Source organism: Acinetobacter sp. YH18001 (assembly GCF_013416975.1).
GTDB lineage: Bacteria > Pseudomonadota > Gammaproteobacteria > Pseudomonadales > Moraxellaceae > Acinetobacter > Acinetobacter pseudolwoffii.
Genome location: NZ_VPEU01000001.1, coordinates 148827 through 172830, shown reverse-complemented (window position 1 = coordinate 172830; position 24004 = coordinate 148827). Strand labels below are relative to the sequence as shown.

Here is a 24004-nt window from a genome sequence, read left to right as displayed (position 1 = left end):
TGGATGTATGTAACTTTCACTGTCACATTGCTCGAAGATCATCCCTTCTTTATAGAAAGTGTCTTGATACGGAATTGTCGTCGTATCTTTACAAACTGTGCAGATCCAATGCATCGACGCTGTAGCCTGAAGTCGTCTTCAGGGTGCGACTAATCTGATGTGTATCAGTTTACGTTTAAAAACCAACGAAAGTTGGCGACATATTTTTTAAGACAAACTGATTTATGTACCTGAGGTACAATTAAACGCAACAGTTTGCTTTGTTTGCCGATATAATAAGCCTTCGGCGTCGGCATAATTCTTTGGGGACCTTCCCGTATCATGTGAGTCTTTAATTGAACAATCAAGTTCAGAAAAATCTGAAATGATTCAACTTTTACCCACAAACGATGGTTTCCGTGCGCTGACTATATCAAACCTTGCATCATCTGCCTATGGGCTAAGCTTATGTTTCTTGTGTAAAGCATAATCTAAGTGATCAGTTTTTAATCAATTTTAGTATTTTTTGGGTCATAGTAACTGTATGAATTCTACGCAACAATGGCAAAACGTCACTTGGTTTGAAGTGGATGAACATCAAGATGGACAACGCATCGATAATTTCCTGTTTAGTCGTCTGAAAGGTGTGCCAAAAAGCCGTATCTATCGCCTGATTCGTGAAGGCCAGGTGCGCGTCAATAAAAAACGCATCAAGGCGGAAACCAAACTGGCGATTGCTGATCAGATTCGTGTTGCACCGATCCGTTATGAGCAAAAAGATGAATCTGCTGCGCCCATTTCTGACAAGGTTGCCAATGGTTTGTTGGCCCGCGTGATCTATGAAGATGAAGGTCTGATGGTGGTGAATAAACCTTCGGGCATCGCGGTACATGGCGGTAGTGGTGTCGCATATGGTCTGATCGAAGGCTTACGTGCAGCGACTGGGAAAAAATATCTGGAACTGATTCATCGTATTGACCGTGACACGTCTGGTCTGGTGATGATCTCGAAAAAACGTAGCGTACTGAAAAGCTTACAGGACATGCTGCGTGAACATAAAATTAAAAAAACCTATGCTGCTGTGGTCAAAGGTAACGTAGCACTTGACCGTCAGTTGATTGATGCGCCTTTACATCGGTATGAGCTGGCCAATGGCGAGCGTCGTGTCTGTGTATCGCCGAAAGAAGGTAAAGAGTCGAAGACGCAGTGGAATGTGCAGGAACGCTTTATGCATGCCACACTGGTCTATGCCTCTCCACTTTCGGGTCGTACCCATCAGATTCGTGTACATGGTCTCAGTATTGGTCATCCGCTGGTTGGTGATGAAAAGTATGGTCATGAAACTGGCTATAACGGGCCGAAACCACGCCGTCTTTGCCTGCATGCCATGCGTCTGGAAATTCCGGGTTATGCCATGATTGAAGCACCTTTGCCGGAAGATATGCAGAGTCTGGTGGCACAGTTAAGAGCACAGAAAGCGGATAAGCCGACGGCTCAGTAAAGACTTATTTTTTCTTTTAATAAATTCAATCCACCCTAACCCTCTTTCTTAAAGAGGGGCTAGGGGAGATTTTAGGCATTAAACCTCTCTCTACCCTCTTCTACAAGGAGAGGGCTAGAGAGAGGTGGTAAAGCTACCTAACCTTGAATCAAATTTAGGAAACCTTATGAACACACCTGTAAAACTGGTCATTTTTGATTGGGATGGCACGTTATTTGATTCGGTCAGTCAAATCGTGGCGAGTTTGCAGTTTGCAGCACAACAGTTTCAGCAGCCTTTAAGCGATGAAGACGCGAAAAGCATTATCGGCTTAGGTTTGCCTGAAGTGGCACAGCGTTTATTTCCGAATGTGCCTGAATTGCATGCCAATATTTTACAAAGCTATTCAGAACACTATGTGGCAAACTCTTCCGGAGATTCCTGGTTTGAAGGGGTGGCACATATGCTTGCGGATTTGCAGCAACACGGTGTGAAGCTGGCAGTGGCGACGGGTAAAAGCCGTAAAGGTCTGGATCGTGTCTTGAAGCAGACCAACAGTGAGCAGCTGTTTGTGACCACGCGTGCTGCCAGTGAAACCCGTTCCAAACCAGATCCACTCATGTTAGAAGAAATACTGGCAGAAACGGGTGTACAGGCCGAACATGCGCTTATGGTCGGTGACACTTCTTATGATCTGGAAATGGCACAAAATATGGCCATGCCAAGTATCGGTGTCAGCTATGGCGTGCATGAACCTGAACTTTTGGCGCAATTCAATCCGGTCTGTATCGTGGATGATGTGACCGCTTTACATGCGGCATTGTTGGCTAAAGTCCAATGGAAACAAGCAATTTAATCTATTATCTTGGTTACAGTAAAAAATGGTATTTCCCCGGTTTAAAACTGCCGGGGAGCGCTACAGATTTAAGCATTTGCTCTTATCTTTTAGTCTAAAGTTGCAATTATGTTGATTTTATTCGGTCAGATTAGCGGAGTTGTTCTGCTAAATGATGATGCATTTTAAATACTAAGATTTTGTTTTGTCTTGGTTTTTGTGAATTTTCTTTATAGATAATAGCTATAGCAAAAAATAAAATAACTATTGGCATAAAAGCCGTATTTTTCCCATTCTAAAACTGTTTATTCCTATGCTCGCTCTGAGAAAGGTAATCCTGACGGATTATCGGCCTGATCATGTCCATATTTTCTGTCCATCTTAGATCTCAGCATAAGCCTAATTTTTGCAGTTTAAGGAAACATTGATGTCGAATTCTGCTGTTGTTGAATCAGTTGCACAAGCCCTTCGTAGCGCTGAATTATCACAAACTGCGATCGCGCCGATTCGCCCAGAACTGGGTGGTGAAAGTGCTGACGTAGATATTGCCTATGCCGTTCAAGAAGTGAATACCGAGCGCGCTTTGTCTGAAGGTCGCCGTCTGGTAGGCCGTAAAATTGGTTTAACCTCTAAAGTGGTTCAAGCGCAACTCGGCGTAGATCAGCCTGACTTCGGCATGTTGTTTGCTGACATGGCCTATGGCGATGGTGAAGTAATTCCTGCAGGTCTGCTGATTCAACCTAAGGTTGAAGCGGAAATCGCATTGGTGATTAACCAGGATTTGACCAAAGAAAAACATACCTATGCTGACATCATCAGCGCGACTGAGTATGCCCTGCCTGCAGTTGAAGTGGTCGATAGCCGGATCGAAAACTGGAAAATCAGTTTAATTGATACAGTTGCAGATAACGCATCTTCCGCAGCATTCGTTTTAGGTTCTCAACCTGTAAAACTTGAAAACCTTGATCTGGTGAACTGCAAAATGGTCATGACGCGTGGTGACGAAGTTGTGTCTCAAGGTGTGGGTAAAGCATGTCTGGCCAATCCACTCAATGCTGCAGTTTGGCTGGCAGATGAAATGGTACGCCGTGGTCGTCCATTACTTGCAGGCGACATTATCTTAACAGGTGCCTTAGGGCCTATGGTTGTGGCTCAACCAGGCGATGAATTCAAAGTTGAAATTGAAGGCTTCAGTTCTGTTACAGCTGCATTTGCTGCTGAATAATCGAGATTCCAAGAGAGTACATTCATGAAAAAGATTAAATGTGCAATGATCGGTCCAGGTAATATCGGTACTGATTTGCTTTACAAGTTACAACGCAGCGAATGGTTAGAGCCAGTGTGGATGGTGGGGATTGACCCAACTTCTGAAGGTCTGGCACGTGCTGCAAAAATGGGTTTAAAAACCACCGCTGAAGGTGTGGATGGTCTTCTGCCTCACGTGATTGCAGATGATATTAAAATTGCATTCGATGCAACGTCTGCTTATGTACATGCTGAAAACAGCCGCAAGCTCAATGAACTTGGTGTACTGATGATTGACTTGACGCCTGCTGCGATCGGTCCATTCTGCGTACCACCGGTCAACCTGGAAGCATTGCTTACGGGTGGCGAAGTGCCAAACGTAAACATGGTCACCTGTGGCGGTCAGGCAACGATTCCAATGGTAGCTGCAGTTTCTCGCGTTCAGCCGGTTGAATATGGTGAGATCATCGCAACGGTATCGACTAAATCAGTAGGTCCAGGTACACGTAAAAACATTGATGAATTTACCCGTACCACTGCCGGTGCCATTGAGAAAGTGGGCGGCGCGAAACAGGGTAAAGCGATTATCATCATCAACCCGGCTGAGCCACCACTGATGATGCGTGACACGGTTCACTGTCTGGTAGAAGGTGAACCGGATCAAGCAGCGATCACTGAATCTGTACACGCAATGATTAAAGAAGTTCAAAAATATGTACCGGGTTACAAGCTTGTCAATGGTCCAGTTTTTGATGGCAACCGCGTGTCAATTTACTTAGAAGTTGAAGGGCTTGGTGATTTCCTGCCGAAATATGCGGGTAACCTTGACATCATGACTGCTGCTGCAGCACGTACTGCAGAGATGTTTGCAGAACACGTATTCAATAAAGACGCTTAAGGAGCAACCACATGTCTAAGATTATTGTTCATGATATGACTTTGCGTGATGGTATGCACCCACAGCGCCATCAAACCACTGTTGAGCAAATGATTGCGATTTCAACAGCACTTGATGATGCAGGCGTACCTTTAATTGAAGTCACGCATGGTGACGGCCTTGGCGGTTCATCCGTCAACTACGGTTTTGCTGCGGCAACGGATGAAGAATACCTGTCTGCTGTTGTGCCACGTATGAAGAATGCCAAAATTTCTGCACTTCTTCTGCCTGGGATCGGTACGGTTGACCATTTGAAAATGGCGCATGAAATTGGTGTATCTACTATTCGTGTGGCAACACACTGTACAGAAGCAGACTGTTCTGAACAGCACATCACGGCTGCACGCAAACTAGAAATGGACACGGTCGGTTTCTTGATGTTGGCGCACATGGCATCTCCTGAAAAACTGCTTGAAGAAGCGAACAAGATGGTGTCTTACGGTGCAAACTGTATCTATGTCACTGACTCAGCAGGTTATATGCTTCCTCAAGATGTCATCGATCGTGTTGGTCATTTACGTCAACACTTGGACCCAAGCATTGAGCTCGGTTTCCACGGTCACCATAACTTGGGTATGGGTGTATCGAATACGGTTGCTGCGGTACAAGCCGGTGCAGTACGTGTTGACTTGGCATCTGCAGGTTTGGGTGCGGGTGCGGGTAATACACCACTTGAGTTGTTCATTGCGGTTGCAAACCGTATGGGCATGGACACTGGCGTTGACTTGTTCAAAGTACAAGACGTTGCTGAAGATCTGGTCATTCCAATGATGCACAACCCGATCCGTGCCGATCGTGATGCAGCAACTTTGGGTTATGCGGGTGTGTATTCTTCATTCCTGCTGTTTGCTAAACGCGCTGAAGCAAAATATGGCGTTTCTGCACGTGAAATCCTGATGGAGCTTGGTCGTCGTGGTACGGTCGGTGGTCAGGAAGACATGATTGAAGATTTAGCATTAACCATGTCTAAAGCGCGTGAGTTACAAGCTTAACTTTTAATCGCTCAGTATTAAAATAAGTTTGATAAAAAAGCATCCAAATTGGGTGCTTTTTTATTTTAAATGAGACTGATTAATATATTAAAACTCTGGGGTGAGATGTTTTAGTTATAATATTGTAGGGCGATTATTTTGGCTTTATATTTTCCTTAAACATAAAAACGATAAATAAAAAATGGCTGCTGAAAGATTTTAAAAAATTTACTCTTATTAATAGAAGAAACAAAAGTTTGAATTAAATATCTGGTCAATTTTTTATTTTAATTAATCGTTTTAAAATCTAAGCGATTGGTTGCTTGAGGAGAGGTCTGAAATATCGGCCGATGAAAGCAGAAAATCTTAATACTGTGGTCGGATTTTTTATTTAAATCGACTTGCGCATGATGGCGACATAGATTTTATCTGTTAAATGGGGAACTCATGATGCGTCGTCAAAACTTATGGATAGCAATGTTTGCTGCGATAGCAACTTTAGGAAAAACTGCAGCGAATGCAGATTTTATTGACGACAGTAATGTGCAATTAAAATTTAAAAATTTCTATTTAGATCGCCAGTATCAAGATGATGCTTCATCACGTAACTGGGGTTCTTGGTCACAAGGGGTGACTCTGGATGCCAAGTCGGGTTATCACGATATTGGCGGTGGGATAAAGGTCGGTGCTGATGTGCTAGTTCAACATGCAGTTAAACTCAAAGGTCGTGATAAGAATCCGGATTGGGTTTTACCGCATGATGGCAAGCAATCAAAAGACCATTTCGGTAAAGTCGGTGCAACCTTAAAAGCCAAGGTTTCAGAAACCGAATTAAAAGTTGGTGAATTACGCCCAGTGTCGCCAGTTTTAGTGTTTGATCCATCGCGTCAGTTGTTAACAACTTATAGCGGTGCATGGTTAGAGTCGAAAGAGCTTAAAGATACTAAGCTTACACTGGCTTATATTGACGGGATTAACAACCGTTATGACAACCAGTTCCGTGATTTAACCAAATTTAATCCACCACAATTTGATAATGGTGCAGAAGCGGATGGGATGTGGATTGCCGGTATAGATCACCAGCTGACAAAAGAGTTGGGTGCAAGTTATTGGTATGCCGATGTTCAAGACATTTACCAGCAGCATTATCTGGGTGTGAGTTACAAAATCGGGTTAGGTGAAAAAACCAAATTAGATAGTCATGTGCGTTATTTCAATAACTCCGAATCTGGCGATAAATTATATGGTGAGATCGACAACCAGGCATTATCGGTAGCTGCAAAAATCAATCATGGTACGCATACGGTCGGTGTGGGTTATCAGCAAATGTTTGGTGACAGTGCATTCCCGACATTGGGAGGCTGGGTGCCACAGCCTTATTTGGCAAACTGGGGAGTCGCAACTTTCACAGCGCCGGAAGAAAAGTCATGGCATGTGTCTTATGGTTATGACTTTTCTGAAGTCGGCTTGAAGGGACTAAATGCAACAGCGATTTATTTCAAAGGCTATGATCAGCAAGGTACCGGAGCATATCAAGGTCAGAACTTCAATACGGATGAAGTGAATGCAATCGTCAATTACACTGTGCCAGAAGGTAAATTAAAAGGTTTAGGCGTACAGGGCATGTATATTGATGTGAATTTTGCAAATCCAGCAAAACCAGACCTTCAGGAATACCGTGTAGCAACCACTTATACCTATAAATTCTAATTCTGCTGCCTTGATCAAGAGCGCTATCCGGTGTAGCGCTGTTTTTCTATCTGCATATAAACTAAATCCTGAAAATAAATAAGGATTTTCATATTAAAATAACTATATAAAACATAAGCTTAAATTATATATATTTTGTAGTGTGCAATCGTAATTTTGTATCAGTTGACCCGTCTTGAGCGGTTAAGATAAGGATGTAAAAAAGTCATTTTAATGAGTCAACTTGACGTCGAATTCTTGAAAAGAGAGGGACACGCAAGCGAAAGACTGTAAGAGGAAGTAATATGAGCACTGTTCAAATCCCTGACTATCAAACAGATCCGTTCTTTGGCTTGGAAGACAAATGGATTGAAACTGCTGAAGGTGAGTTGACCCATTACCACGAAATTGGTGAAGGTACACCTATTCTATTTTTACACGGTTCAGGCACAGGTGTATCTGCTGCGGCAAACTGGTGGTTAAACCTGCCACAAATTGGTGAGCAAGCACGTTGTATCGCGATTGATACCATTGGTTATGGCCAAACTGTGGTTGCGCCAAACACTGAATATGGTATTCGTGCCTGGGTAGACCATGCGATCCGTACGCTAGATGCTTTGGGTATCGAAAAAACCTGGTTAGTGGGTAACTCTTTAGGTGGCTGGTTGGCATTCCAGTTGGCACTGGATTATCCAGAGCGCGTTTTGGGTATCGTGTCTATGGGGACAGGCGGTGCGAAACAAACTGCTGCACTCAAAGCGCATGCAAACCCGGTGTTGACTGAAGAAGGCATCAAGAAAACCTTGTCAATGTTTGTGGTAAATAAAGACTTGATCACGGATGAACTGGTTAAAGTTCGCTTTGCTTCTGCTGCAAATGACTATGCATCAAATCGTTTGATGGATGTAGTTGGCGCACGTGACCGTGACCGTTTCGAATTCCCGCTTGATTTCGAAAAAATGAAAGATATTACTGTGCCAGTGTTATTGATTCATGGTACGCAAGACGTGGTCATTCCAGTATCACGTACTTGGGACATCCTGAATGTGGTTCCAAATGCTGATGCGCACATCTTCAGCCAATGTGGTCACTGGTCTCAAGTTGAGAAAGCAGACGAATTCAATACTGTGATCAAAAACTATCTTGCTGTTCACGGCGTAAAATAATTTTACCGTGTTTTAAAAAGGGATGGCTTCGGTCATCCTTTTTTTGTGGGCAAAATATTGAACAGAATGTATTTAAGTGCATATGATTCTCATTTGTATAGGTTGATGTAAAAATCTAATTATTTTTAGCAAGTTATTAAATTTAAGCCGAGAAAAAACTGACTTAACTTTTATTAGACTTAAGTTGTAAATGAAGGGAGTTTAGGGTGAAAAACAGGCAGTATTAGCCTAGATCAGGCGACCAATTAAGGAGCTACAGATTGATCCTTTATCAAAAAATAGAATTTAAAATAAATTTTTTAGCAAAAAATGATAAAACAAAAAAGCACATGCTACTCAAAAGTTGAATGGCATATGCTTGATCTGGGATGGAGCGGGATTAGTCCTGTTCGTCGCGGTTAATGTCCAGATAAAACACCCGAGTTAATAGCTCAAGGAATTTGGTTACCGCATAGGATTTGTTGTTTTTGTGGTAACTGACATACAGATCCAGATATGGCAGTTCCACGTCCAGAGGGCGAATTACGGTATTGTCCATGGTCAGCGGTACAATATAGCCCGGTAATATGGTGCAGCCCAAGCCAATACCAATCGAGTTGATATTGAACAGGATATTATCCGCTTTCTGTACGATGTTGAGCTCAACGTTATTGGCTTTGGCAAAGTCCAGAATGGCATGATGCAAAGTATGTGACTGCTCTGCTGATGGAATAATAAAATCAATACCATTCAATGCTTTAACTGGAATTCTCTCGTATTTTGCCAGAGGGTGATCTTTAGGTAATATAAAAATCAAAGGCTCACGAATTACAAACTGGCTTTCAATTTCATCACTATTGAAGTTATGACGGGTAAAAGTCAGATCCAGATCACCTTTTTTCAACAGACGCATTTGTTCATTATTGTTCAGGCTGAGCAATTCAATTTTTAAATCCGGATTTTGCACACGCAGATTTGGCAAGATATACGGGAAGATTTTCATCTCGGCCACCGGAACAAAACCAATCCGTAGCATTTGCTGCTTGGCTTGTGACACCTGACGTGCCATGGCAACGGCCTTGTCTGCTTGTGCCAGGGTCAGGCGCGCCTGTTCCAGAAATACGGCACCTTCTTCGGTCAGCTCCACTTTACGTTTGGTTCGGTTGAGTAGCTTGACGCCGACATCTTCTTCCAGGTCTTTGATTTGCTGGCTAAGTGAGGGTTGAGCCGTATAAAGTTTAAGTGCTGCCTTACTAAAGTTCAGTTCTTCAGCAACGGTGATAAAGTAGCGAAGGTGTCGTAATTCCATGTCATCAGCCCGAAGAGTAATCCAAAAAATGTCTTACTATAATTTCATAGAAGTATAATCTATAAACAACTATGTCGTGAAGGTTATTTTGATATTTAGAAAGTAAATACTCTTGAGATATTTATTAATGTTTTAATATCAGAACAAGCACGTGGAATAATTGCTTAAAGCTATTAATTGAAACAAAAAAAATATTTCCCCAAAATCAATCCAAAATCCATTATCCATTCGAATTGAGTCTATTTACTTTGTGCCTTGATGGGTCACAGGAGAGCTTTTCATGAGTGGAAAAATTGATGTGCGTGAAATCGACGCTTTAGTCGATGCACAAAATGGGCGTATCACTCCATCTATCTATACAGATCCAGATATTTACGAATTAGAACTTGAACGCGTTTTTGGCCGTACTTGGTTGTTCCTTTGTCATGAAAGCCAGATTCCAAAGGCGGGTGACTTCTTCAATACCTATATGGGTGAAGATCCGATCATCGTGGCACGTCAAAAAGATGGCTCAATCAAAGCATTCTTAAACCAGTGCCGTCACCGTTCTATGCGTGTGAGTTTCGCAGACTGTGGTAATACCCGTGCATTCACTTGCCCATACCACGGCTGGTCTTATGGCATTGACGGTTCTTTAAAAGACATTCCGCTTGAAGAACGTGCTTACCCACAAGGTGCATGTAAAGAGCAATGGGGCTTGGTCGAAGTGAATCGTGTCAAGTCTTACAAAGGCCTGGTATTCGCTTGTTGGGATGAAACCACACCTGATCTTGAAGAATACATGGGCGATATCGCTTGGTATCTAGATGGTGTACTTGACCGTCGTCCAGGTGGTACAGAAATCATCGGTGGTGTACACAAATGGGAAATCGAGTGTAACTGGAAATTTGCAGCGGAACAGTTTGCATCTGACCAGTATCATGCCTTGTTCTCTCATGCATCTGCGATCCAAGTCCTTGGCGCAAAACCAGATGATGAAGCATCGAAAAAACTTGGTGCTGCACAAACGGCTCGTCCAGTTTGGGAAACGGCTAAAGATGCACTTCAGTACGGTTCACGTGGTCACGGTTCAGGCTTTTTCTTCACAGAAAAACCAGATGCAAACGTATGGGTCGACGGTGAAGTAGCCAACTACTTCCGCGAAACTTATGAAGAAGTAAAAGAGCGTTTAGGTGAAGTCCGTGCCCTGCGTCTTGCAGGTCATAACACCATGTTCCCGACCTTGTCTTGGTTGAACGGTACGGCAACGCTTCGTGTATGGCACCCACGTGGTCCAAACAAAACTGAAGTATGGGCATTCTGTATTGCGGATGCTGAAGCATCACAAGAAGTGAAAGAAGCATTTGAACGTTCTGCAACGCGTGCTTTCGGTCCAGCTGGTTTCCTAGAGCAAGATGACTCTGAAAACTGGATCGAAATCCAGAAAGTTTTACGTGGTTATAAAGCGCGTCAAAACAAACTCATTATGGAAATGGGTAAAGGTAACGAGAAAATCCGTGAAGACGGTATTCCGGGGATCACCAACTATATTTTCTCTGAAACTGCAGCACGTGGCATGTACCGCCGCTGGGCAGATTTATTGATCCATGAAAAATGGGAAGACGTTGAAGCAGCAGCTGACGCATACGAGAAGGAGCTTATGAAATGAGTCAAGTGAGTTTAGAACTTCATCATCAAATCAGTCAGTTCCTGTATCGCGAAGCAAAATTGCTGGACGACTGGAAATTCCGCGATTGGTTGGATACCTTGGCTGAAGATATTTCTTATACGCTACGTACCACACCAAACGCGCAAACCCGTGACCGTCGCCGTTCAGTTGAGCCACCGACGACTTGGGTATTCAACGATACCAAAGACCTTTTAGAGCGTCGTGTCGCACGTCTTGAAACCGGTATGGCTTGGGCTGAAGAGCCTCCATCACGTACCACTCACATGGTGAGCAACGTGATCGTAGAGCCAGCTGAAGTTGAAGGCGAATACGACGTATATGTAACCTATTTGCTATATCGTACGCAAAAAGAGAAAGACATTGTCATTTACTGCGGTAAACGCCATGACAAGATCCGTAAAGTTGAAGGCGGCCTCGGCTTCCAGATCTTCAACCGTAAGATCATGCTGGATCAAGCGACCTATAGCTCACATAACCTGAGTGTATTCTTCTAATGAATAAGATTTTTGTTTGCCAAGTTGACGAATTAGACGAAGGCGAAGCGCTAAAAGTAGATTGCGGCGTGAATGGTATTGATGCATTGGCAGTATTCAATAACGGTGGTGAGTTCTTCGCAATGAACGACCGCTGTTCACATGGCAATGCGTCTATGTCTGAAGGTTATCTGGAAGACGACGGTACAGTGGAATGTCCACTTCATGCTGCACGTTTTTGTTTGAAAACCGGCGAAGCACTTTGCTTGCCGGCAACTGATCCAATTCAAACATTCCCGGTAGTGGTTGAAGACGGCGCATTATATGTAGAGATGGCAGGAGAGTAATCATGGGTTGGCTACAAGGCGAAGTTGCACTTATTACCGGTGGTGGTTCAGGCTTAGGCTGGGCGCTAGTGGAACGTTTCCTGGAAGAGGGTGCACAAGTTGCCGTTCTTCAACGTTCAAAAGCAAAAGTGGAGGCATTAAACGAACACTTTGGCGGTAAAGTTCTTGCGATTGAAGGCGATGTAGCCAGCTATGCAGACAACGTTCGTGCAGTGAATGCCACTGTAGAGCGTTTCGGCAAACTCGACTGTTTCGTCGGCAATGCCGGGATCTGGGATCATTATGCCGATATCGTCAATACCTCTGGTGAGCAGCTGGAAAAAGCCTTTGACGAGATTATGGGGATTAATACCAAGTCACTCATTCTCGGTGCGAAGGCTGCACTGGAGGCATTGATCGCTTCTGAAGGTTCTATCATATTTACTTTGTCTAATTCGGCACTGTACTCCGCTGGCGGAGGCCCTGTATATACTGCATCTAAGCATGCAGGGGTGGGTATTATGAAAGAATTGGCCTATGAGCTTGCGCCTAAAGTACGAGTGAATGCGGTTGCACCGTCAGGTATGAATGTGAATATCAAAGGCGCAGCGTCGCTCGGTCAGGAAAATGTTGGCCTGCTCGATGCACGTGATCCTGAGAAAATTGCACGTGGTATGCCACTGAATTTCTTGCCTGAACCGGAAGATATGACAGGTTCATACGTACTCTTGGCATCTCGTCAAAATAACCGTCCTTTGACTGGCGTTCTGATCAATGCAGAATGCGGTCTGGGAATTCGTGGCTTACGTCAGCCCCGTGCCGGTTTCTTTGACGAATAAAAATCTGCTTTTAAAAATCTCCCCTTACCCCTCTTTATAAAAGAGGGGGAAAATCTCCCTCCTTTTTAAAGGAGGGTTGGGGAGGATTTAAGTCTTCCTTTTTGGAGTCTCTCATGGCCGTTAAACTTATTTGTGCATCGCACAGTCCTTTAATGGAATTTGCTTCACCACAGGAAAAGCGTAAAGAACAAGCCGTTCGTGATGCTTTTGAAAAACTCTCTGCTGAAGTAAAAGCTTACGACCCAACCCTGATTATTACCTTTGGTCCTGACCATTTTAATGGTTTCTTCTATGACCTGATGCCAAGTTTCTGTGTCGGTATTCGTGCCAAAGCTGCGGGTGACTGGGATTATGGTAAAGACAATGATCACATCGATGTACCTGAAGACAAAGCATTAGGCTTGGTTCGACGTGTACTCGATGAAGGTGTAGACGTTGCATATTCTTACCGTATGCAGGCGGATCATGGGGTGACTCAGCCATTACACTTCCTGTGTGACGGCAAACTCGATCGTTATCCAACGATTCCAATTTTTATTAATGGCGCTGCAGCACCGATGCCAACCACCAAGCGTACCATTGCTTTGGGCCGTGCTGTAGGTCAGTTTATTAAATCTTTAAACCTTGAAAATGAGCGTGTCCTTGTTTTAGGTACAGGTGGTCTGTCGCATGATCCACCCACACCGCAAATGGGTTCGGTTCCACCACAAGTAGAAGAATTCCTGATTGCAGGTCGTAATCCAACGCCTGAAGCACGTGAAGCACGTCAGGGCAAAGTCATTGCAGTCGGTCAGAAACTGGCAGCAGGCGATACTTCGGTTGCAGTTCCTTTAAATGCTGAATGGGATCGTGCACTACTTGAAACCTTCAAGAACGCTGATTTCGCGACCTTAGAAGCCATGACAGAAGATGAAATTCGTCGTGACGGCGGTCGTGGTGGTCAGGAAGTCCGTTCCTGGATGGCCGCATTTGCAGCCTTAAGCGAAATGGGCGAATACGACATGACAACACACTGCTATGAAGATATCAGTGAATGGATTGCGGGCTTCGGCATCGTATCTGCAGAGTTAAAAGGTTAATTGACATGAGCAACATCGAAACCATCGTAATTGTAGGGGCTGGCCAGGCAGGTGCAAGCGCGATTTTAGAACTTCGTGGCAACAAGTACGCAGGTAAAATCATTCTGATTGGTGATGAAACGCATCTTCCTTATGAGCGTCCGCCACTGTCGAAAGACGTGATTCTAAAACCTGAGGACACCAAGATTGAAATTCTGTCAGCAGAAAAACTGGCTGAACTTGGCGTGACCACCATTCGTGGCAATGGCGTGACTCAAATCAACGCGACCGCGAAAACGGTTGAACTTCAAAATGGTGATGTTGTTGCTTATGACAAATTGCTTCTCGCAACAGGCGGTGCCGCGCGCCGTCTGCCAAACTTCGATGCGTTAGGCAAACATGTTTATACGCTTCGTAACCTTGAAGATTCACAAGCCTTGGTTCCTGTATTGCAAGCAGGTCAACGTATTCTGCTGATCGGTGGTGGTGTGATCGGTCTTGAACTGGCATCCTCTGCGCGTTACAAAGACTGTCAGGTGACTGTGCTTGAGCAGGGACCAATGGTGATGGGTCGTTGTTCACCGCGTATTTTAAGTGAGTTTCTGCTTGAACAACATCGTCTGGCAGGCGTAGATGTTCGCTTAAATACTCAAGTTGCAGCTTGCCGTTTAGATGGTGAAGAAATTGTGGTGACTTTAGCTGATGGCGAAGAGTTACGTGCTGATGCTGTAGTTTATGGAATCGGAATTGTGCCAAACGCACAGCTTGCCATTGCAGCCGGTTTAGATGCTGATCTAGCGATCAAGGTCAATGAAAACTGCCAGACTTCAAATGCCGATATTTATGCAGCAGGTGATGTCGCGACACAACTTCGTGAAGACGGCGAATTCCGCCGTGTCGAGACTTGGGAAAATGCCAATCTTCAGGCAGGCATTTTTGCGCGTCATGTCATGGGTGTCGAACATCCAAAAGCCAATCCGGCCTGGTTCTGGACCGATCAGCTCAATATCAACTTCCAGTTTGTCGGTGATATGGCAGCGACCCAATGGCTGGTTCGTGGTGACATGGATGCAGCCAAAGGCGCAGACAATTCATTTGTGATGTATGGTGTGACCGATGGTCAAATCGTTGCCGGTATTACCGTCAATGCGGCCAAAGAAATGCGTCATCTGAAAAAAATGATCAGCAAGAATACGGCTTTTGAAGCTGAAAAACATTTGGATCTGGCACAAGACTTACGCAAAATTGCTTAAGTTGTATTGAGATATCTTGGAACAGACCTATGTTTTGCATAGGTCTGTTTTTTTATATTGATCGAATACTCTCTATATGATCACTACCTCAAGTTTCAGTTTTGGTTTGTATTACTTTGCGTAGGTAATGCCTCACTTTTGAGAGATGAGCCATACATGGCGCAAGGTGACAAAAATCTTTTTCTAAACTGAGGATATGTCCATATATCCCAGTTTAGCGGCGGCATCCATGCCGCAATCAGTATTGTCGATTGTGGATTTGAACGAGAAGTTAGTTCAACTCTTTCTGATTAACTTTAATTGAGTCTTTTATGAATTCAAATTCATCTCCCATGCTGGTGACGGCAAGTATTTATGCTTTACTGGTGCTGATTTGGGCCGCAACGCCTTTGGCGATTGTCTGGAGCGTGGCCGAGATTCACCCGATGTGGGTACTGATCATTCGCTATTTTGGCGCATCGATTATTGCGCTATTCCTGCTAAAAATCATGCGTGATCCTTTGCCTTTTGACAGCACCTCAATGAAAAGCTATCTGGCCGGCAGTCTGAATTTAATCGGTGCACAGCTGTTTATTTATCTGGCAGCCAATTATCTGACCTCAGGTCTGATGGCCCTGATTTTTGGTTTTTCGCCGCTGATTGCCGGTCTGATCGGGCATGTGATCTTAAAAACTCATCAGTTAGTGTGGCTGCAATGGTCGGGTATGGCTGTTGCCATTGCCGGACTGAGTTTTGTATTTTTAGATTCGGCAGACAGCAAGGTGAATCCTTGGGGTGTGGTGCTGATGCTGATCAGTATGGTGTCCTATATCAGTTCAATCTTCTGGGTCAAACAGATCAACGCACCTTTAAGCCCAATGTCACAAGCGACAGGTTCATTGCTGCTATCAGCAGCCGGTTCACTGCTCTTGATTCCATTTATCTGGCAGCATATGCCGACCCAGTTGCCTGGCACACAGGCGCTGATCGGGTTTGTATTTACCATGATCATGTCCTCGATTGTGGCGATGCTGTGTTATTTCTGGCTGATTCGGCGTTTAAATGCTTCAACAGTATCTTTGAGTAATGTCATGACGCCAGTCATCGCACTGGTACTTGGTGCGACTCTGAATCATGAAATCATCAGCAGTCATGCCTTTGCAGGAATTGCCGTGGTGATGTTCGGCATCATTATGTACTTTTGGAAAGAGTGGCGTGAGCAATACTTTTCCAAGCGCTAAATCTGTAGCAAATCAAAAGGGCGAAAGCCCTTTTTTATGCTTTAAATTTTTTAGATGAAAGAAGTCTATGGCTACATCCGTTCACAAGAGTTTAAGCAAGTTTATTTAGCAGATTGGCCAAATGTTAAAAATAGTAGATTTCATCGTCCGCACTCTCAATCGTTGCATAACTCAGGCATGCACGATCAAATCAGCACATTATGAGGATAAAATTTTGGCTGAAATCAGCAGAGTAGGGCTTGGTATGATTTTGTATTTTTTAAAAAACTGCATGCATCATGTCTTTCTCGATAGTACCCCTAGTCCGGCCAGCCAGCAGGCTATCAGAGCGCTATTTTTTTGCTAAAATAACAAAAACATACATGATTGTCTGTGATGGATTTCATACTATACTCAAGTGCGCCTGTTTTTAGTTTGTATGCTCATTAAAAGATGCGTCGCCTGACCATTTCAAGCGGTTGCTGTCTTGCATATAGCGAATAATAAATAGTGGATGTTTATGCAAGATCTTCTCAAAACTAAAAAATTTCAGTTAACCACGGAGTCCAGTTGGAAACATCTCTGGTCTAAGCCGGTATTTGAGTATCTGCATTCAGATCATTTCAATGGACAACAGTTTCGTAATCTCGAGCATCCTGCTCGGGCGCACAGTCGTTTTGACTTATATAAATGGCTCATTACCCGAAAATCCAAAAACTGGAATATCAATCTCGATGCAGAACGTGCCGAGTTTTTTGCGCGACCGCGTGCATTGCCACAGCAGCGTCCCGATGCGCCTTTAGATGACTGGCAAATCTGGTTTATTGGTCACGCCACTGTGCTCATTCAAATCGGGCCTTATAATTTCCTGACCGATCCGGTCTGGGCTGAATATGCCAGTCCTTCTGCATCCACTGGCCCGCAGCGGGTCATTCCTGCCGGTATTGCGCTAGATGAACTGCCACATATTGATGCTGTGCTGCTCAGCCATAACCACTATGATCATATGGATCTGGCCACACTGGAATGGTTGCATAGCACATTTGAAATGCCAATTTATACCGGACTGGGCAATGCCTGGTATTTGCCAAAGCACTATACCGTGCATGAGATGGACTGGTGGGAAAATGCATTTTTTGAAGAAATCCGCATTGTCTATACGCCGGCACAGCATGCCTCGGGGCGCGGTATGCGTGATCAGAATTGTGCTTTGTGGGGTGGCTTTTCCTTATTGCATGGTCAGGAACATTGTTTCTTTGCCGGAGATAGTGGTTATGCCTCGCATTTTAAAGAGGTTCGCAAGCGTCTGGGTGCGCCCCGAATTGCCTTGCTGCCCATCGGTGCCTATGAGCCGCGTGCACTGATGCGTGCGATTCATATGAATCCGGAAGATGCATTTCATGCACATCAGGACTTGCAGGCCAAATGCTCACTGGCGATTCATTACCGTACTTTCCAGCTCACTGATGAAGATCGGGATGCACCAGAGCATGAATTACATGAAATTATCAAACATTCTTCCAAGCTGATTAATCCGTTTTACTGCGTACATGAAGGCAAACGGATTATTGTCTAATGGCTTCACGCTGTTCTTGCTTGATGAGTTGAATGGCAAGCACAGAAAGCATCAGCCAAACAGCATTTCACCTATGCCAGAAAATCCAACCAAGACTTTGGCCAGTACCCGCTCAAAGCCCAGGTTTTGCCAGATTGTGATTTCAGCAGGGGACTGAAACAGTATTTTTGGAATCAGTCCTTGATAGAATCAGCGCATTGCCAAGCTTAGCTGAATGTTGCGAAGTGTTTGGGTGAAAACAGGCTCAGAATTCACGAATAGCATTTTCCAGAAAATGGTGTTTATTTTCGCTAGATGGAATCAGGCAATAATCAGTTTTACCAAATAGCTGATAGCGCTTTAAAGCAACGCCACGATACAGAAAGTCGCGGATAAAACGCGGCACTAAATAGCCTGTACTCATTAAATTCAACGGAAAACCGAGATGCTGCATGACTTTTAACAGGGCAGTGGATTCGGTATAAAGTGTGCCAGCTTGGATGACGAGCATCGTGCTGTAATGTGCAGTGGACATCTGGTAATGCTCGAGCAGGGCAACACCTAAAGGGGATTGGGCAGAGACCAGTTTAAACTGTATCTTGTTATCGTATTTAATCAAGAAACGTGCCCAGCCATTACAGATCACACAAACAGCATCAAATAAAATGATGTCGTGTTGTTGAATAATGTCTTCAATATCGTTGCTCATCGTTATATTTTTTCTAGTGACGTATTATTTGTATACTGCTTGATATCACACTAAAAAACCACCCGAGGGTGGTTTTTTATATATCGCTAAGGCAGCTTAAAGCAAGCTGGCTAAGCCTTTGGCCGGATCGGTTTCACGAGCAGCCTGTGCATCTGCCACTGTCATGCCGAGTGCTTGTGCTACGCCTTCGCCATAGGCCGGATCGCAACTATAACAATTGCGGATGTGACGGTATTTAATGAAATCTAGTGCATCACCCATCGCGCCAGCCGTGTTATTAAACAAGGCCTGCTTTTGTTCATCATTCATCAGGTTGAACAGGGCACGTGGCTGGCTGAAGTAATCGTTATCATCTTCACGGAAATCCCAGAAATCGGCAGCACCGGTGATTTTTAGTGGTGGCTCTCTGAATTCCGGTTGCTCCTGCCATTGGCTGAAACTGTTCGGCTCATAATGTGGCAAGGAACCGTAGTTGCCATCCATACGACCCTGACCATCACGACGGTTAGAATTGACCGGACAGCGTGCAGCATTGACCGGAACCTGTGAGTGATTCACGCCGACACGGTAACGCGCGGCATCGGCATAGTTAAATAAACGTGCTTGTAACATCCGGTCCGGCGAGTAGCTGATGCCCGGTACCAGATTGCTGGGTGCAAAAGCCGCCTGTTCCACATCCTGGAAATAGTTTTCCGGATTGCGGTTCAGTTCGAACTCACCGACTTCAATCAGCGGATAATCACCTTTCGGCCAGACTTTGGTCAGGTCAAATGGATGATAAGGAACGGTTTCAGCTTCCAGTTCCGGCATCACCTGGACATACATTTTCCATTTTGGATAATCACCACGTTCGATGGCATCAAACAGGTCAGTCTGGCTGCTTTCACGGTCTTTGGCAATCAGTGCTTCAGCTTCAGCATCGGTGAGGTTCTGGATGCCTTGCTGGGTACGCATATGGAATTTCACCCAGAAGCGTTCATTATTGGCATTGATAAAGCTAAAGGTATGGCTGCCAAAACCATGCATGTGACGATAACCGTCTGGAATACCACGATCCGACATGACAATCGTAACCTGATGCAAGGCTTCAGGCAATAATGTCCAGAAATCCCAGTTATTGGTGGCACTGCGCTTGTTGGTTTTCGGGTCGCGCTTAACGGCTTTGTTCAGATCTGGAAACTTGCGCGCATCCCGCAGGAAAAATACCGGGGTGTTATTGCCGACCAGATCCCAGTTGCCTTCTTCAGTATAGAATTTTAGGGCAAAACCACGGATATCACGTTCTGCATCGGCCGCACCACGTTCACCTGCGACGGTCGAGAAACGCGCAAACATGTCTGTTTTCTTGCCCACTTCCGAGAAGATTTTCGCGCGGGTATATTGGGTAATATCGTTGGTCACGGTAAAGGTTCCAAAAGCACCTGAACCTTTGGCGTGCATACGACGCTCTGGAATCACTTCACGGACAAAGTTGGCCAGTTTTTCATTCAGCCATAAATCCTGAGCGAGTAAAGGTCCACGCGCACCTGCCGTCATACTGTTCTGGTTGTCGACCACAGGTGCACCCGCTTCAGTGGTCAGGTGGGTAACAGGGCATTTTTTAAAATCTTGGCTCATTTTTCCTCTCCAAGTTTTGAATATCTTGTAGCGTTTATCCAGTATTTATAAAATATTGAGTTATCTGCGAAGGGCATCAGGTTTTACTCTATTTTCAATATCTTGATATAAATGCTGTTAGCGCACAAAGTGGAATTCACAGGATATAATTGAGTGATGTTACTCAAAAAATATTTTTGAAGTTAATAAAGTCTAAAATATTGAAAATTAAATGGTTACTTTTTAAAAATAGCCGGTTTTCTACTCTTTGACAATATCAAATTCTCTATATTTTAGATAACTCAAATAATGAATCGGATTAAACGAAAATAACAATCTTCAAGTCCCTCATCTGTTTTTATCAAAGGATCAAACTAATAGATGAATCGTGCTGTTTAAAATAAATCTTATAACTGATTTATTTTAAATGCTTTTTTTGATCAGGTTTTGTCTGTGTGAAAAACATCATGAAATGCTGAATGTAATCAGCATGTTTTCCGGCCATAGCGCTCATTTTTGTAATACAGAATATCCTGCTTAAATGGTCTTTATTTTTAAAAAAAGCATTGGCAAATATGCTTGAAAATTGTCCAAAATGGCGTATCATTATTTTCCCACTCGCGTGGAAACTCACTAAAATCTAGTTAAAAGGCGAAAGTACAACATGGCCAAGAAGAAAACAGTCGAGCATGTGGTGATCCATAATTTTGTGGCAAAATACATGCATGAAGTCAACAAAAGTCAGGTTTTTGTAGACCGAAAGAAAAATGCAAAACGTGGCTACAACAAGCACAGACAAGGGCGATATTCCATGGAAGATCGCCCTTTTTTAATGGCAGCTTAAGATCTGTAAGGTGGTTGAGGATGACGCGTTGGCTGTTTGGAGTTGGTTCCAAGTGGAGAGAGCGGGGCAACGGGGCGGTTGCTACGATTTTGTGTATTTTGAGTGGAGCGCCGCGATGAATTTGTTGGCTCATCTCGTATAAAATCATTAAATAATTTATTCAGTCTTCCCTGATTTGGCTGTCCATAATGTGCAGGGTGAGGTTCAGTTCTGGCATGCTGAAAACTGGCAAATTGATCTTTTTGCTGACGATAGAGTTTGGCCGCTATCACAGAGGGATCATTTCGGCCTAAACGCCGTCGCTGGGATGCTGAAATTTCGATGCCCAATAGAGGGGACATTTTAGGCCGATCGGCATAGCCGCTGGCAGGACGTGTATAAGATGAACCGGAATAATCCGCATTTTTCCGGGCCCGCAAGGCAGGTGCAATAATAACAATATAGAACACCGCAATGAGCATGAACAGGATAACCAGAAATTCCATAACCACCTCTACACTCGTCGAGGGACTGGAAAAGTCCCGGATTAGGCACTCACCATACGCGTGGCTGATTTCACCATATCACCCAAACCATGGGTTCTGAAATAATATTCCAGCCAGCTTTTTACCATCAGTGGATTGTCCATTTTTAACACATGCTGTAGCAATTCCTGTGCATCACTCATCGGCACGTGACAAATGGTTTTACGTACCTTCAGGATATTACTCGAACTCATCGACAGGGTATTAAAGCCCATGGCCATGAGCAAAACCGCAGACAGCGGATCACCTGCCATTTCACCGCAGATACTGACCGGTTTTTCATTACGATGACAGTCCTGCACCAGACGGGTCAGGGCACGCAGTACGGCAGGATGTAAATGTGAATAGACATTGGCAACCCGCGGATTATTGCGATCGACTGCCAAAAGATATTGAGTCAAATCGTTAGAGCCAACCGAGAAGAAATCGACCAGTTCGGAAAACTCATCAATTTGATGCAGCACACTCGGCACTTCCACCATGATGCCGAGTTTTGGCTTGTTCACTTTGACCTGTTCTTCTTCCTGAATCGCCGCATGATCACGTTCCAGTAAATAGAGAGCTTCTTCGACCTCACTGACACTGGTCACCATCGGCAACAGAATATGCAGGTTATTCAGTCCGATACTGGCTTTAAGCATGGCGCGAATTTGTGAAGAAAAAATTTCCGGATGGTCCAGGGTAAAACGAATGCCACGCCAGCCCAGTGCCGAATTTTCTTCTTCAATCGAGAAATACGGCAGGTCTTTGTCTGCCCCAATGTCCAGGGTACGCATCACTACCGGTTTATTGGCAAAGTGAGTGAGTTGCTGGCGATAAATCGCGCGCTGTTCTTCTTCGCCCGGGAAGCGGTCGCGTAGCATAAATGGAATTTCAGAACGGTATAAACCAACGCCTTTGGCACCACGTTGCACGCCACGGACCACATCGATCATCAGGCCGGTGTTGACGTACAGTTTTACCGCTACCCCATCCGGGGTAATCGCATCTTTGGTTTCGTACTGACGCAGATCTTTGGCGATCTGTTCTTCTTCTTTTTGAATTTCTTTATAGCGACTGCGCAAACGCCGTGGCGGATTGATGAAGACCCGGCCTTGATGCGCATCAACGATCATTTCTACATCATCCAGGGTATTAATTGGCAGTTCAGTCACACCGACCACAGTCGGAATGCCGAGGGCACGTGCCACAATTACCATATGCGAGTTCATGGCACCTTCAGTGGTGACAATCGCAGCAATTTTATCCACTGGCAGTTCAACCAGAGCTGCAGTGGAAATCTCTTCCCCTATCAGAATACTCTCATCGGTCAGCTCACGATGACTGGCATCAGCTTCCTGTAAACGCGCCAGAATACGGCGGCCCAAGTCTTTTAAGTCTGCCACCCGTTCACGTAAATAATCATCCTGCATCTGGGCAAACTGTGCCACATGACTATCAATCACGATGCGCACTGCACCCTGTGCCCAATGGCCTTCCCGAATGAGCGCCTTGATTTCTGCCGGCAGGGCATTTTCATCCAGCATCCGCAAGAATACGCTAAAGAGGGCGCGTTCTTCGGCCATCAGCGCATCCTGCATCTTGTCATCGAGCGACTGGATTTCTTCACGGACGGAGTTGAGGGCGCTGTCTAATAATTGTAGTTCTTCGCTGATGTCATCGGCTTCACGATCGGGAACGGCGGCCAGATCTGCTGGCGGGTAGAGAATCACGGCACGACCCAGGGCAATCCCGCCTGAACCGGACACACCCTGAAAGGTTTTATAGGCAGGCAGGTTATTTGGCTTGCGGAAGACATCAATATTGCCCACCGCATGGGCATGGGCAATCACGCCAGAGAGCTGCGCGCACAGTGTGACCAGAAATGATTCGGCGGCTTCAGAGAAATCCTGAGATTCTTTATTCTGAACCACCAGCACACCCATGACCTTACGGCGGTACATCACCGGGACGCCCAGAAAAGAGTTATACAGCTCTTCACCGGTTTCAGGCAGGAACAGGAAGCGTTCATGTTTGGGTGCATTGTCCAGATTGACAATTTCTTCACGCTGGCCGACCAGACCCACCAAACCTTCGCCAGTCTGTAACGATACGTGACCTACGGACTCAGCCTTCAGGCCCTTGGAAGCCATCAGCAGATAACGCTGGTTACGTTCATCCAGAAGGTAAATAGAGCAGACATCGACATGCATGGCGTCTGCGACATGCTTGACCATGATATCGAGGGATTCATGCAAACTGGCAGATGCATTGATCTCTTGAACAATACGTCTCAACGTGTCCAGTTGCATATTCGACATAAGGTCTGCTCCGTCTATTCAGAATTTCAGTGATACGTTTATTTATAACAATAGCCGACCAAAAAATCT

The 24004-nt window shown here is 44.7% G+C and carries 21 protein-coding genes and 1 pseudogene; 16 read left to right on the top strand and 6 right to left on the bottom strand.

The features are described 5' to 3' along the window. Positions 1-523: 523 nt before the first annotated feature. From FTV48_RS00815 to FTV48_RS00785, 7 genes are all read left to right on the top strand, one after another. Positions 524-1480, top strand: a complete 957-nt coding sequence (locus FTV48_RS00815; RefSeq protein ID WP_005095416.1) for an RluA family pseudouridine synthase — start codon at positions 524-526, stop codon at positions 1478-1480. A 166-nt stretch (positions 1481-1646) separates the two neighbouring features. Further along, complete coding sequence (locus FTV48_RS00810) at positions 1647-2315, top strand: HAD-IA family hydrolase (protein WP_005095419.1); 669 nt, start codon at positions 1647-1649, stop codon at positions 2313-2315. Positions 2316-2721: 406 nt separating this feature from the next. After that, positions 2722-3519: a 2-keto-4-pentenoate hydratase gene (locus FTV48_RS00805; RefSeq protein WP_179999117.1), complete on the top strand. Its 798-nt coding sequence runs from the start codon at positions 2722-2724 to the stop codon at positions 3517-3519. 24 nt (positions 3520-3543) lie between these two features. Next, positions 3544-4437 carry an acetaldehyde dehydrogenase (acetylating) gene (locus tag FTV48_RS00800; protein WP_179999115.1) on the top strand — a complete coding sequence of 298 codons (894 nt, stop codon included), beginning with the start codon at positions 3544-3546 and terminating at the stop codon, positions 4435-4437. Between the two features lie 11 nt (positions 4438-4448). Continuing rightward, positions 4449-5468, top strand: coding sequence for a 4-hydroxy-2-oxovalerate aldolase (dmpG, locus tag FTV48_RS00795; RefSeq protein WP_005102984.1), 1020 nt, complete (start codon positions 4449-4451; stop codon positions 5466-5468). Positions 5469-5897: 429 nt separating this feature from the next. Beyond that, positions 5898-7157, top strand: coding sequence for an OprD family outer membrane porin (locus tag FTV48_RS00790; protein WP_179999131.1), 1260 nt, complete (start codon positions 5898-5900; stop codon positions 7155-7157). A 284-nt stretch (positions 7158-7441) separates the two neighbouring features. Continuing rightward, a complete protein-coding gene (locus tag FTV48_RS00785) occupies positions 7442-8302 on the top strand; it encodes an alpha/beta fold hydrolase (protein WP_005095425.1) in 861 nt (286 codons plus the stop codon). Between the two features lie 379 nt (positions 8303-8681). Here the strand turns inward: FTV48_RS00785 and hcaR are convergent, their stop codons facing one another. Then, positions 8682-9590, bottom strand: coding sequence for a DNA-binding transcriptional regulator HcaR (gene hcaR / locus FTV48_RS00780; protein WP_005172878.1), 909 nt, complete (start codon positions 9588-9590; stop codon positions 8682-8684). A 280-nt stretch (positions 9591-9870) separates the two neighbouring features. Between hcaR and hcaE the strand changes: the two genes are divergently transcribed. From hcaE to FTV48_RS00740, 8 genes are all read left to right on the top strand, one after another. After that, positions 9871-11238, top strand: a complete 1368-nt coding sequence (hcaE, locus tag FTV48_RS00775; RefSeq protein WP_005095430.1) for a 3-phenylpropionate/cinnamic acid dioxygenase subunit alpha — start codon at positions 9871-9873, stop codon at positions 11236-11238. After that, the gene (gene hcaF / locus FTV48_RS00770) at positions 11235-11753 is read left to right on the top strand and encodes a 3-phenylpropionate/cinnamic acid dioxygenase subunit beta (protein WP_005095432.1); all 519 of its coding nucleotides are present in this window, start codon (positions 11235-11237) and stop codon (positions 11751-11753) included. The genes hcaE and hcaF overlap by 4 nt, the downstream gene beginning before the upstream one ends. Then, positions 11753-12079, top strand: a complete 327-nt coding sequence (hcaC, locus tag FTV48_RS00765; RefSeq protein WP_005095433.1) for a 3-phenylpropionate/cinnamic acid dioxygenase ferredoxin subunit — start codon at positions 11753-11755, stop codon at positions 12077-12079. Before hcaF ends, hcaC begins: the two co-directional genes overlap by 1 nt. 2 nt (positions 12080-12081) lie before the next feature. Further along, positions 12082-12897 carry a 3-phenylpropionate-dihydrodiol/cinnamic acid-dihydrodiol dehydrogenase gene (gene hcaB / locus FTV48_RS00760; RefSeq protein WP_005172874.1) on the top strand — a complete coding sequence of 272 codons (816 nt, stop codon included), beginning with the start codon at positions 12082-12084 and terminating at the stop codon, positions 12895-12897. A 113-nt stretch (positions 12898-13010) separates the two neighbouring features. Beyond that, complete coding sequence (locus tag FTV48_RS00755) at positions 13011-13976, top strand: 3-carboxyethylcatechol 2,3-dioxygenase (protein WP_100357564.1); 966 nt, start codon at positions 13011-13013, stop codon at positions 13974-13976. 5 nt (positions 13977-13981) lie between these two features. Beyond that, positions 13982-15208 (top strand): 3-phenylpropionate/cinnamic acid dioxygenase ferredoxin--NAD(+) reductase subunit, encoded by a 1227-nt coding sequence (hcaD, locus tag FTV48_RS00750; protein ID WP_179999113.1) that lies wholly within the window; start codon positions 13982-13984, stop codon positions 15206-15208. Between the two features lie 311 nt (positions 15209-15519). Beyond that, entirely contained in the window at positions 15520-16428 is a 909-nt protein-coding gene (locus tag FTV48_RS00745; protein WP_100534656.1) for a DMT family transporter, read from the top strand. 499 nt (positions 16429-16927) lie between these two features. Continuing rightward, positions 16928-17983 (top strand): MBL fold metallo-hydrolase, encoded by a 1056-nt coding sequence (locus FTV48_RS00740; RefSeq protein WP_074383975.1) that lies wholly within the window; start codon positions 16928-16930, stop codon positions 17981-17983. 54 nt (positions 17984-18037) lie between these two features. Here FTV48_RS00740 and FTV48_RS15100 read toward each other — a convergent pair. From FTV48_RS15100 to FTV48_RS00725, 3 genes and pseudogenes are all read right to left on the bottom strand, one after another. Then, a pseudogene (locus FTV48_RS15100) lies at positions 18038-18238 on the bottom strand (DoxX-like family protein); the annotation flags it as partial. Continuing rightward, entirely contained in the window at positions 18228-18671 is a 444-nt protein-coding gene (locus tag FTV48_RS00730; protein WP_179999111.1) for a thiol-disulfide oxidoreductase DCC family protein, read from the bottom strand. The pseudogene FTV48_RS15100 and the gene FTV48_RS00730, both read right to left, overlap by 11 nt. Positions 18672-18767: 96 nt before the next feature. After that, positions 18768-20288 (bottom strand): catalase, encoded by a 1521-nt coding sequence (locus tag FTV48_RS00725; protein WP_005095448.1) that lies wholly within the window; start codon positions 20286-20288, stop codon positions 18768-18770. Positions 20289-20931: 643 nt separating this feature from the next. On the opposite strand from FTV48_RS00725, the gene FTV48_RS00720 reads away from it, so the two are divergent. Continuing rightward, positions 20932-21111 (top strand): hypothetical protein, encoded by a 180-nt coding sequence (locus FTV48_RS00720; protein ID WP_159516202.1) that lies wholly within the window; start codon positions 20932-20934, stop codon positions 21109-21111. Here the strand turns inward: FTV48_RS00720 and FTV48_RS00715 are convergent. Further along, a complete protein-coding gene (locus FTV48_RS00715; RefSeq protein WP_159516203.1) occupies positions 21108-21596 on the bottom strand; it encodes a hypothetical protein in 489 nt (162 codons plus the stop codon). The genes FTV48_RS00720 and FTV48_RS00715 overlap by 4 nt on opposite strands. 41 nt (positions 21597-21637) lie before the next feature. Then, positions 21638-23935, bottom strand: coding sequence for a phosphoenolpyruvate--protein phosphotransferase (gene ptsP, locus FTV48_RS00710; protein ID WP_005172856.1), 2298 nt, complete (start codon positions 23933-23935; stop codon positions 21638-21640). Positions 23936-24004 lie beyond the last annotated feature (69 nt).